The organism is Coleofasciculus sp. G1-WW12-02 (genome assembly GCF_040219735.1).
Lineage (GTDB): Bacteria > Cyanobacteriota > Cyanobacteriia > Cyanobacteriales > Coleofasciculaceae > Coleofasciculus.
This window is the reverse complement of the sequence record NZ_JAVJRX010000063.1, coordinates 38,406-51,208: the sequence shown is the minus strand read 5'-3', so window position 1 is coordinate 51,208 and position 12,803 is coordinate 38,406. Positions and strand designations below refer to the sequence as shown.

General features: G+C 48.4%; 5 protein-coding genes. 2 read left to right on the top strand and 3 right to left on the bottom strand.

The window, feature by feature from the left end; all coding sequences use genetic code 11:
- Positions 1–162 precede the first annotated feature (162 nt).
- The gene (locus tag RID09_RS11485) at positions 163–5,256 is read right to left on the bottom strand and encodes a WD40 domain-containing protein (protein ID WP_446336076.1); all 5,094 of its coding nucleotides are present in this window, start codon (positions 5,254–5,256) and stop codon (positions 163–165) included.
- A 327-nt stretch (positions 5,257–5,583) separates the two neighbouring features.
- Here RID09_RS11485 and RID09_RS11480 point away from each other — a divergent pair, with 327 nt between their 5' ends.
- On the top strand, positions 5,584–6,159 hold the full coding sequence (locus tag RID09_RS11480; RefSeq protein WP_446336075.1) for a Uma2 family endonuclease: 576 nt from the start codon (positions 5,584–5,586) through the stop codon (positions 6,157–6,159).
- A gap of 210 nt (positions 6,160–6,369) precedes the next feature.
- Here the strand turns inward: RID09_RS11480 and RID09_RS11475 are convergent, their stop codons facing one another.
- Together RID09_RS11475 and RID09_RS11470 are read right to left on the bottom strand one after the other, a co-directional pair.
- The gene (locus RID09_RS11475; protein WP_446336074.1) at positions 6,370–6,600 is read right to left on the bottom strand and encodes a hypothetical protein; all 231 of its coding nucleotides are present in this window, start codon (positions 6,598–6,600) and stop codon (positions 6,370–6,372) included.
- 28 nt (positions 6,601–6,628) lie between these two features.
- Positions 6,629–6,793, bottom strand: coding sequence for a hypothetical protein (locus RID09_RS11470; RefSeq protein ID WP_446336073.1), 165 nt, complete (start codon positions 6,791–6,793; stop codon positions 6,629–6,631).
- 213 nt (positions 6,794–7,006) lie between these two features.
- Here RID09_RS11470 and RID09_RS11465 point away from each other — a divergent pair, with 213 nt between their 5' ends.
- Positions 7,007–12,772 (top strand): translocation/assembly module TamB domain-containing protein, encoded by a 5,766-nt coding sequence (locus tag RID09_RS11465; RefSeq protein ID WP_446336072.1) that lies wholly within the window; start codon positions 7,007–7,009, stop codon positions 12,770–12,772.
- Positions 12,773–12,803 lie beyond the last annotated feature (31 nt).

Below are 12,803 nucleotides of genomic sequence, written 5' to 3'. Positions count from 1 at the left end.
GCACTTTAGTGCTTGAAAATAAGCCATTTTAAGGCACTTAAGTGCCTACTACAAACAATTTCCATACAACCGGACACGATATTACCTGGATTATTTAGGAACAAAAAATTGCCTGTTTCCTGTGGGAGTATCTCTTAATCCAAAATGGGATGCTCCCGTTCCCTATCTCCTCGCACACAACGCCCGAAAATCCTGGGGATTGGCATCATTAATCCTTGGCGACTCTGAATTATTTTGTAAATAATCCTCTAACCAAGAACAACTGCGTCCAACTAAATCCGCTAAATCCAAATTCCACAGAATAACCGTCGTGTCTTGAGACGCTGATGCCAAAATCTTACCATCAGGACTGAGACTCACGCCAAACACGGCATCTTTATGACCGACAAAGGAATTAATTAAATGACCCGTGTGCCGACTCCACAGATTCACCGTTTTGTCATCACTCGCCGAGGCAATAAACTCCCCATCGGGACTAAATGTTACCCAATTAACTAATCCATTATGTCCCTTCAAAGAATGCACCAATTCACCCTCTCGATTCCATAAATTCACCGTTCTATCACTACTTGCTGAAGCAATAAACTCCCCATCGGGACTAAACGTTACCCAATTCACGGCATCCCTATGCCCCCTCAATGTTTTGATCAACCTGCCGTTACGACTCCAAAGTTTCACCGTTTTATCTTCAGAGGCTGATGCAATTAAAGACCCGTCCGGACTAAATGTTACCCCCCACACTGTCCCCTGATGACCGATTAAAGTTTTATCCAATCTGCCATCCATTTGCCACAATTTGACCGTTTGATCCGTGCTACTTGAGGCAAGTTGTTGACCATCGGGACTAAAATTAACACTGGTTACCCCATCTTTATGTCCTGACAAGGTTTTTTGCCAGGTTCCATCTTGATTCCAGAGTTTAATCGTGGTATCATCACTCCCTGTTGCTAGGGTTTTACCATTGTTAGAAAAACTGACACTATTGACCGGCTTTTGATGTGCCGCAATTGTTTTTAATAATTTGCCCTGGCGAGTCCAGAGTTTCACAGTATTATCCCAGCTAGCTGTAGCAATTCTCTGACCATTCGGGGAAAAACTGACACTGCTGATGGGTTGGCTATGTCCAGGAATTGGTTGCAACATTCCCCCCTCCACTTGCCAAAGTTTGATGGTATTATCGGCACTAGCAGACGCCAATATTTTGCCACTGGGACTGAATCCTAATCCGAGAATCGCCTTACCATGTCCCTGCAATGTGTCAATTAATGTGCCATCGGGACGCCAGAGTTTAATGGTGTTATCCTCACTTCCAGAGGCTATTATCTGACCATCTGGACTATAGGCGACTGTAATTACAGCCTCTTGATGTCCGGATAGAGTGTTGAGTAATTTACCATCGGTTCGCCATAGTTTGATGGTTTTATCTGCACTAGCAGATAGGAGATATTCACCATCGGGACTAAAACTGATGTCGAGTACGGGTTGATTGTGGGCGGTTAAGGTTTTGAGTAACGTACCATCAGATTGCCACAGTTTAATCGTTCTATCACGACTGGCGGAAGCAATCAACTGACCATTGGGAGAAAAACTTACATCTAAAACCCAATGATTATGACCGGAAAGAGTCCTCAGCAGTGTCCCGTTGATATGCCAAAGTTTAATTGTATTATCCTCACTCGCCGAGACAATCCGTTGACCATCGGGACTAAAGCTGATACTGTGGACGCGATCGCGATGTCCGGTTAAGGTTCTTAATAATGTACCCTCTCGACTCCAGAGTTTAATTGTATTATCCTCACTAGCAGAAGCTAAGATTTGACCCTGGGGACTGAAGCGAACCGAATACACCCCCTCTTCATGTCCCAGCAAATCTTGCAGCAATTTCCCCTGCTGACTCCACAGTTTAATCGTTTTATCTTTAGACGCTGAAGCAATCAACTCACCATCGGGACTAAAACTAACGCTACTCACCCAATCACTATGTTCAGTTAAACGGTTGCGTTCTCTCACCCCATACACCACCTGTTGCAATGTAGAAATCACCCGCATCCTGGTTTCCTGTGTCACCCCCAGGGCTTGTTTTAATTCTTTGGCGGCTGATAAACTTTTTAGTAGGGCGTCAAATTTGCGGTTTGATGCGACTAAGGCTTCTGCTGAAGCATTCAAGGCAATTAATTGGGCGTTGGTTTCACTAAATACCGCTCGCCATACCAGTCCTACCGCAATCACCGCCAGTGTAGCTAATGTCACGCCAACAATCTGGGCTTCTTGCAAACGGCGTCGTAGAACTTGATTTAATTTCTCCTCAGCTTGGTGTTGTTTTTCCACAGCAGCAGTATGTTTTTTCGTCGCCGCTGATAATTTAGACCGCAGGGTTTTTTCCCGAATCAGTTGTTGGATTTTATTTTGACTATCCTTATCTTTTTGACGCAGTTCTTCAAGTTCTTTCCGCAGAGTATTTTGTTCATTCTGGCGAATAAATTCTACCAGGTAATCATGAACCAGTTGATAGCGATGGCTAGGAATTTCGGGGAGTAGGAAAACTAAGCCAGATTTTTCTAATACTTCTAAGATTAAATCTAGTTTCTGGACATCAAGATCCGATTCAATAACTAATTCGGCACGGGTTTTTAAGGGACGATTATTATTTTCATCGGTGAGGAGTTGCAAAACTAGCCAAGCCGCCTGTTCGTTTTCTACACCACAGTCTTTTAAGGCTTTTTCTAGGAAGCGTTCCGCCAGCTTTTCCACGGGACCCCGTTGTCGATATTGCGCCAGGGTGGTTATATTTTCTGCTTGCAACTGCGCCCCAACGACTTGCAATTCAATCGGACGGACTTCTCCCAGTTCTCGTGCTAAATCTCGGACTAATTCATCAATTAACGTGGATTCTAAGTAAAAATGAGCGCGTTCGGTTAGGCTTTGGATCACAGCCCGGGCGTCGGGAGGGGAAAAATTGCCCAAAGGGTAGCGATTTTTTCGATCCAATATGTTATTTTCAATTACTTCTAGATCAAGTTTCTCAAATTCTAATAAGTAGTGTAAAAAGTCTTCCCGAATGGAAACAATAACTTTAACAAAGGACAGATCTAAACAGGTCTGAAAAAACTGATAAAATAAGCGGGTTTGCTGGGTAGAGGCATGTCCCAGAAAAAACTCTTCAAATTGGTCAAAGATTAATACTGTTAAGATATTACGATCGGCGTTATCGTGTAACTGTGCTTGCAACTGGTTGAGAATAAGTTCATCGGAACTATCGTCATCAATGGTTTGTGTGGCGGCAAATTGGTCAGATTGACCGGAGGTTAACCCAGACAGGGCGGTTCTCAAGCCTTTATTGAGTTCCTTAATCCAATCAGTATAAACTTGCAGTACCACAGGTAACACTAAGCGATCGCCTAATGCTCTATACTTGAGGGCGGGTACTAAGCCAGCGGAAACGATGGAACTCTTCCCGACTCCAGAGGGTCCATGAATCACCGTCAATTGGCAATCCGCACGGCTTAAACGTTCAATTAAACGCTGCACATCCTGTTGACGTCCGGATGCGGCAATTTCTTGGGCAACAATTTCTTGCTGTTCAACTGGGGTTAAGGTAGGATTAGTTACGGCTCGTCGAGGCTGGAGACGAGCCGCACCAATGAAGGCACGAAATCCATAGAGTTGTTCGACCGCCCCTTGTTCTTGCTTGATCTCAAAGGCTTCTAAGTAACGCTGTTGCTCAAAGTACAGCCGCCGCAAGCTTTCCAAAAGATATAAGTAGCGCTGGGGTTCGTAGTGATAATCACTTTTGGCAATGGCATCCGGCAAATCTTGACTTGCCCGGTTCAGATGGTGGGTGGCTTCAGTTGATTGATGCAACTGATGATAGGATTTGACCAGGATGAGTTGATAGAGTTGGGTTAATAAATAGGGATGTAAGCCTTGATAATCTTGGGGTTGATTGGGGATAGATGCTAACTGAGAGAGAGCTTGCTGCGCCCAGTGATTGGCATCTCTCCACCGCCGTTTGACTAGGGCGACTTCTGCTAAAAAGCCATAATCTTGCGCCAGTTGGATAGGGGAACCGTAGCGTTGGTGTACCTGTAAGCACTGTTTGGCTACCTGTTGGAGGGAGTCCCATCCTTCTAAATGTTGCAACACTTCCGCCTGTTGGGTAATAAACTGCGCCACCAAATCCTGACGCCCCGCCCACTCAAACGCCTCAACCGCTCGCTGAAGATAGGGCCACGCTTCTTCCCAGTTGCGGTGTCGTTGCGCCCGATGTAAGTCAGCATTACGGCAATAACATAAGCCTAAATGAAATAGGAGGACTCCTTGACGTTCTAAATTATTGGTAATGCGCCAATACCGCAGGCTTTTTTGGTAACGGATAACCGCTGCATCAATATGATCATTGGCATAATCATATTGACCTAATACAAATTGCAGACTCGCTTCTAGTTCCGGGGTAATCGTTTCTTGACGCTGTTGTAAGTCATGAAGAGCGCAATCGAGTTCGGCGCGGGAACGGCATCCTGTGGCTAAATTAAGATTGGTATGGTGGGTACAAATACGCCAGGGGGCATATCGCCCTGGAGTTCCTTTTAATACGGTTCTAAAGAGGGAGTCTGCTTTGTGTTGCAGCAAATCGAGTAGTTCATCGGTGGCAATTTCAAACTTAATCGGAGTTGCTGCCCAACTGCTAAAATCGGGAGCAGAGCGGACGAGTTTGTGCAATACTTCGTCATTCACCCACAAGACTAAGGGGAAGGGTAAGCGTTTGCGAAATTCATCCCGCACTTGATTGGTGGAGGTGAGTAAGTCCTTTAGCGCTTCGACGGATTCGAGTCCGAGGATGATTAAGGCGGGAGGAGTTTTAAGTTCCACCGGAACGTCTCTACTATCTTCCCGTCTTCCTGATTCCTCTATGGGGGCGGGTTTAGTTAAGTTATCTGTTGTTTCCGACAGGTTATCGGTAAAACCCCCCCCTACAACCCTGTTCCCAAACGCGCCATGCTGATTCATCCCCACATAATTTTGAATCGTCGTGTAAAGGGTGGTGACGGATTCGGGAAGAACTAATTCCTGAATTTGGTATCGACCTTGAGCTCGTTCGTGCAGTTGGTGTAAGATACGTTTCTGTAAAAGCTTGTAATTACAGCGCACCAAGACGAGAGAGAACTCTCCCTGAGAAAATGCGATCGCGCGATCGAGGGCGTTCAATGAACTCTGGTTATAGTCGGTAACATTTTCCGGTTGTTTGGTTTCAATCATTGGCAAACGTGGTTCGGGGTTCGTCCAGCATGGGATTGATGGCAACTGGACGACAGGGTAAAACAGCAGTGAACTTGACTTTCTTCTTCTAGTGTGATATATCACGACCGGAACCAACAACGTCCGCTCTGATTGGTTATCTCAATATTTGATACCTTGGCTTTATAGTATTGAGGGTTGAGGCGCGATCAAGGTTCCTTTGCTCAGGGTTGATGGTACACCCATCGTAGGGCGCACACCAACCATCTGAGGGCGCAAGGATGGTGCCCCTACAATGGGAATAGATTAAATTCAGTTGAGTTAATCGATAAAACTCAAAAAACTAAAATGACTGCTTATACTATAGATTTTAACCCAGTTATTCAGCTTACCGATGACCAATTTTATCAATTGTGTCGGGCTAATCCTGATCTGAAATTTGAACGCAATGCCCATGGAGAATTGATTATTATGCCCCCAACCGGAGGAGAAACCGGAAATCAAAATTTTGAGTTTGGTGCTGATTTAGCTATATGGAATCGCCAAACTCGATTAGGGGTTGGGTTTGACTCCTCTACCTGCTTTAAACTCCCCAATGGTGCCAATCGTTCTCCCGATCTGGCTTGGGTGAGACAGGAACGGTGGGATGCTTTATCTCCTGAACAACGCACCAAGTTTCCGCCAATTTGCCCCGATTTTGTTGTGGAACTGATGTCTCCTTCAGATACTTTAAAATCGACGCAGGATAAAATGAAGGAATATAGGGAAAATGGCGTCCGTCTGGGCTGGTTAATTGCGCCGGAACACAGACGAGTAGAAATTTATCGTCCCCAGCAAAATGTTGAAATTTTAGAGGCTCCAGATACTCTTTCTGGAGAAGAAGTGTTACCAGGATTTACCCTAGATTTACGCTCTCTTTGGTGATTGTACATTAGAACCCGAATTACTGATGTGCGATCGCCTCTTCTACTATCTTGGTCTAAAAAGCTTGATGAAGAGGCTATAGGCAGGCACATTTTCCCACGATTAAAAGTATACCATAAAATTGTGCGATCGCATCGTTCGTCGTCATGTCCATGCCAAGTCCTCAGTCAAGATAAACCTGACTAAATTCTACCTGGGAGCCTTCTGCGCTTAAACCAGTTGAGACTCTAATGAACAAACCCGCTCATTTCGGCGGGATACGATCCTTAATTCATGAGGATAGCGTGGGCGCGGATTATCCACTAACCATATCGGGGGAACCATCATGGGTTCATAGAAGTCAATGGTGTATAGGATTCCCGGTTGCGCTTTCAATTCCACCAGAGATCCAGGTAAATATTCAAATGCTTCATCCCAATCGATCGCTGTATCGACGTTCATAAAATTATATCAATGTGTTTGCCGTAACCTACTTACCAATCTGAGCCGGAAATTTCAGGTAAATTGTTTTTTCTGTATCTGATGATACTTTTTTGCCGTAATACTTGTCTATTTCTTGAGGAATATATTTACAAATCCTGACATTTGGCGCTTTATCGGGCAAGAAGGCAGAAATAACGCCAACAGCTAACATCTCCCCCAGCTCCCAGACGTAGCTACGTCTCTACATTGCTCCCCCAGCTCCCTCTGCTCCCTCTTTCCATCTATACCTGTTGGGGGAATTGGCTTATTGTAGTATCGGTCTATAGTAAAGGACTATGCCTTATTGAAATTAGCCATAGCGATCGCACCCACAAAAGAAACGCAACCGCAAGAGAGCATCTATTGCCCGGTGTGAACAACGATCATGACAAATTCACCCCCTCCCAGCAACGAACCTGACTCCAATTCCAACCCACAACCTGAATCTCCACCCCCTAGACAATCGCGACGCCGACGTTGGTTAATTGGGATCAGTATCATCCTACTGGTGGGAATCGCTGGGGGTACGGTTGGGGCGTGGTATTTTATCCAACGGATGTTGGCACCCCTGGTGGCGAGAAACCTTACCCAACTCCTGCAACGTCCCGTGGAAATCGGAGACGTGGAACGCTTTTCCCTGAATAGTTTGCGGTTTGATAGCGCCGCCTTACCCCCTACGGATACCGAACCCGATCGCGCCTCGATTGAAGCGGTGGAAGTTCAGTATGATTTAATACCCCTTATACTCAACCGTCGGTTAGAATTAGAGGTTACCCTAATTGAACCCGATGTCTATATCGAACAAGCCGTCGATGGGTCTTGGATGCCCTTGGAACTCCAAGAAGGAGACCCCGGTCCAATTAAAGCAGAATTACAACAGTTAAGGGTGCGGAATGCCGAGGTGGTGCTTGTTCCCAGATCCCCGGAAGGCAAACCCCAATCCCCTGTCGCGATCGCGATTCCCCAGGGGAGTAGTCAATTCCTACAGGACAATGAAATTATTCGCTTCGATGTCCAAGGGAAAATCGCCAGTGGCGGCACCTTTAATCTGCAAGGGGAACACCTCTTCCCCACTAGCACCACCCACCTACAAGTTAATGGGGAAAATGTCAACGCTAGCACCCTAAATCGCCTGATTCCCCTACCCCTAGACGTGAGTGCCGGTAACGTTGGCGGGGACTTAGAACTCACGATTAAACCCGAACAACTCCGGTTTCTGGGAAATGCTACCCTCAACAACGTAACCGCCAAAGTCCCCCAACTCCCCCAACCCTTTATCAATACCAATGGGCGATTACGCTTCAAAGAGACAACCATTGGCTTAGAAGACGTAACCACAAAATTCGGGCAAATTCCCGCCACGGCTAATGGTAGCGTTGATCTAGAGACGGGATTTAATCTCACTGCCCAAACCCAAGCCGTACAGATCAAGCCCGTTTTGCAAACCTTTGCGATCAAAGATACGCCCGTTCCCCTGTCCGGAGAAGTCAAAGCCGCCCTGCTAGTCACTGGACCTTTGACCCAACCTGTGGTTAAAGGAGAAGCCGTCACCACGAAACCGACTCAGATTGATCGCGTTACCTTCAGCACAATCCGTACCGATTTTACCCTAACCACACCCGCCCAACCCGAAGATCCGAGCCGCCTCGCTATTCGCAACCTGCAAGCCCAACCCATCATCGGCGGCAAAATTACTGGCGGGGGCATGATTGAACTGGGGGAAGAGGGGGGTTTACAACTTACCCTAGAAGCCAGTAATGTCCCCGTCACCCCATTGGCTAAAACCTACAACACCACCCTACCCATTCCCGTCGGTGATCTCTCCGGAACCGCCAAAATATTTGGTCCGTTGGATAATCCTCAAAACATCCGCGCCACCGGAACCGCAACAGTCCAAGCCGCTGGGGGTACAGTAACCGCCACGAATCTGCAAGTTCTGGATAATCGTCTCACCGCCTTAGTCCAAGCCCAAGGGGTGCAACTGTCCCAACTCGCTGATGTCCCGCCGCAATTTCAGGGGACAGTAGCGGGTCAGTTTACCCTATCAACCCCCTTGGACGAGTTTGCCCTATCCCAGATTCGCGCCCAGGGTAGCGGACGCCTGAATGTGGCGGGGGGAACGATTGGAGTGGAGAATATTCAACTGTCTCAAGGTCGCTGGCGGGCTAATGTTGATGCCAATGGGGTGCAGTTGGGAGAGTTAGCCCCGCAAATTCCGGAAGCCCTGCAAGAACCAATCAACGCGACGTTTGCCCTTTCTGGTTCTCTGGCAGATCCTTCGGTTTCCGCGATTACTGGACTCGGTGAAGTGACGCTGACGGCGGCTGGGGGACAGATTAATTTAGAGGAGGTGACTCTAAAAAATGGTCGCTGGCAAGCCAGGATAGACGCGAATCAGATTCAGTTGGCACAGTTGGTGCCTCAATTACCCCCTCAACTCCAGTCTCCCTTCAGTGGTACGTTCTTGGTGTCTGGGTCAATGGAAGAGTTTTCACCATCGACGATTAATGTAGCTGGTGAGGGACAGCTAAATGTGGGTGGGGGAACCGTTCAGGTGTCGAACGTGGATGTAAATGCCGGTCGCTGGCAAGCTACGGTGGCGGCGAATCGTGTGCGACTGGCTAGGGTAGTGCCGGATTTACCGCCGCAATTGTCAGGAAATTTAACCGGAATCATGAATCTTTCTGGGAGTGTGGAGCAGGTGGCGCTGGAAACGATTCGGGGAGATGGGAATGCTTTAATTGACCTGGCAGGGGGTGTTGTCCGGGCAAGGGATATTAATCTCGCCGCCGGACGCTGGCAGGCAGATGTACAGGCGGCGGGGCTGGAGTTGGACAGGTTAGTGCCGGATTTACCGCCGCAATTGGCTGGGGCGTTTAGTGGGAATTTTGATCTATCGGGGTCTGTTGAGAAGGTGGCACTGGATCAGATTCGAGCCCAAGGTCAGGGTAGATTAGCCGTGGCGGGGGGTACGGTGAGGGCAACAGGGGTGCAGTTAAGGGATGGGACGCTACAAGCGAGACTGGCGCCGGAAGGGATTGAATTGGCACGGTTTGGGGAACAGTTATCGGGAACTGTCAGCGGAAATGTAGATGTATCAACCAGTCTGGAGACATTGACCCCGGAAGCGATCGCGCGATCGCTAACGGCTGCTGGTCAACTGCAATTTAGTCAAGGACTTGCTCTGATTGACCGTCCCCTAAATACCACATTTCGTTGGACAGGTCAAGGGATAGACCTGCAACAGTTAACCGCTGAGGGACTGTCTGCCAGTGGTTTTATTGGGGTGAATCCCGCCCAGTTGGATCAGGGAATTGGGGCGATAGGAAATTTTAACCTGGATGTGGCGGCAAATAATTTGGATTTAGCCGAACTCTCGGCGTATTTACCCCCAGCCGCAGCGGATGTGAATGTGGCGGGATTGGCGGATTTTACGGGTACTATCGCGGGGAATCTGACGAATCCGCTTGTTCAGGGGAATGTCGAACTGGAGAATTTTGCTGTTAGTGGTTTGGCATTTGAAGAGGAACTCGCAGGTCCTGTGACGGTGATACCCGGAGAAGGCGTAGAACTCGATCTGCAAGGTGAGACCGATCAGATTGAATTAGCCCTAGGATCAGATTATCTCCCCGTATCCTTTAACATTCGTCGGGGGGACGCGATCGCTACCGGGACACGCCAGGGTGATGTGCTACGGGTGAATGCTGAAAATATTCCCATCGCCTTGATTAAAGATATCGCCCCGGTTCCTGTCGCCCTGCAGACTCAACCCTTGGTGGGTGATATTTCCGGGGAACTGGCGATCAATTTGAATACCTTTGATGTGGCTTTAGACCAAGTAGAATTAGCAGGTCCAATTTTTGGCAGTCGTTTGCCAGGGGAAGCGGCACCAGGGGAAAATCTGTATAGCCTATCGGGTCGAATTACCCAAACGCCCACGGGTCCTCAATTTCAAGGGACGCTGGATATTGAACAGGGACAACTGGAAACCTTGGTGGCGGGCTTACAGTTAATCGACCTGACCACAACACCACCCACCACCCCCACCGCACCCTTGGATATCGCCCAAGTGGGAATGCCCCAAGCCAAACTGCAAACCCAACTGCGCCGACTTGCAGAAATTGAAACCCTGCTGCGACAGCAGCAACAGGCGGAGGAAGAAGCGGAGATTCTGCCTGATTTAGACGAGTTAGATGGCACATTTAGTGGTGAGGTACGAATTAGTGGCTCGTTGGCATCGGGAATTAATGCCAAATTTGACCTCCAGGGACAAGACTGGGAATGGGGTGATTATGAGGTTAACCAGGCAACGCTTCAAGGCAGCTTCCAAGAGGGAGTACTGACTCTGCTGCCGATCACCTTACAATCGGGAGAGAGTTTTGCCACATTTTCTGGGACTATCGGTGGAGAGACGCAATCGGGTCAGTTACGTCTCGAAAATTTCCCCATCGCCCTAATCCGAGACGTGGTGGATTTACCGCCTGCGATCGGTCCTATTAGTGGGAGTCTGGACGCTACAGCCACCCTTTCGGGGAATTTAGCGAATCCCCAAGCCAGAGGAGCAGTGACGGTAACCGATGCGACGCTGAATCAAGAAGCTATTGAAACCTTGCAGGGGAATTTCAGTTACAGTGATGCCCGGTTGCGGTTCTTAGCCGAAAGTATACCCACAGACGAGGGTGAACCTCAATTGGTGGTTCAGGGGAGTATCCCTTACCAGTTACCCTTAAGAGAAGCCGTCGCCCCAGAGAGTGAGGAACTTCGCCTGAGTGTGAATGTGGAAGACGAGGGGCTAGCTTTATTGAATATCCTCACCCGCCAGCAAGTTGTCTGGAGAGGGGGAACCGGAAGCGTTAATTTGGATATTCAAGGCAACTTTAACCAAGAACAAGGGCGTCCCACAGGAGTGAGGGCAGCAGGAGTTGCCATCGTGGAAGGGGCAACAATCGCCTCGCAAGCCCTACCCGAACCCCTGACTGATGTGACAGGGGAAATTGAGTTCAACTTTGACCAGGTTGATGTGAATGGCTTGACGGCGAACTATGGTGGCGGTCAAATTACAGCAGCGGGAACCCTACCCATCTCTGAACCTATCCCTCAACCCAATCCACTCACGGTAAATATTGGGGAACTGGCAATTAACCTGAAAGCCCTATATCGAGGTCAGATCCAACAAAGTCAGGTGGTGCTAACTGGGACAGCGTTGAATCCCACAATTGGTGGTGAAATTAACTTAGTTGATGGTACTGTACCACTACCTGAGCAAGATGGCGGTGCGGTAACTGGTGTAGGAACTGGGGGTGACACGGAGGAGGGTATTGTTTTCGAGTTTAATGACTTAAAAATTACCCTAGTGGAAGATATTCAGATTAGAAAGGCGCCAATTTTGAATTTCCTTGCCCAAGGGACTCTAACGCTGAATGGGACTTTAGATGATTTGAGACCCGACGGCGTGATTCGCCTGCGGCGGGGTCAGGTGAATTTATTTACGACTCAATTCCGGTTGGCGCGGGGGTATGAACAGACGGCTACATTTATTCCCAGTCAAGGACTTAATCCCTTTTTAGATGTACGGTTAGTTGCATCAGTGGCGGAAGCCACTCAACGGCGACTCCCCACTACCGCCCAGACGGCGGAAATTGCGGATGTGCCGGAGTTTGAGTTGGGTACGGTGCAAACAGTTCGGGTTGTCGCCCAGGTGGAAGGACCGGCGTCTCGACTGGAGGATCAGTTGGAATTGACGAGTACACCGGCACGCAGCGAAGCCGAAATTGTGGCGCTGTTGGGTGGGGGTTTTGTGGATACTTTAGGGCGAGGGGATAGTACGTTGGGGTTGGCGAATCTGGCGGGTTCAGCGGTGTTGGGACCGGTGGGGAATTTTATTGCGGATACGTTACCGTTGAGTGAATTTCGTCTGTTTCCGACGATTATTCCCAATGATGAACAGCGGAGTTCGAGTTTAGGGTTTGCGGCTGAGGCGGGGATTGATATCACGCAAAGTTTCTCGGTTTCGGTGTTGAAGGAGTTAACCACTGGGGAACCGTTCCAGTACAACCTGCGCTATCGAGTGAATGATGATGTGCTGTTGCGGGGGGGGACTGATTTTTCGGAAGATAGTTGGGCGATTATTGAATATCGGCGGCGATTTTAGCCGTTTTGAGTTTTGAACGGGAGTTTAGATT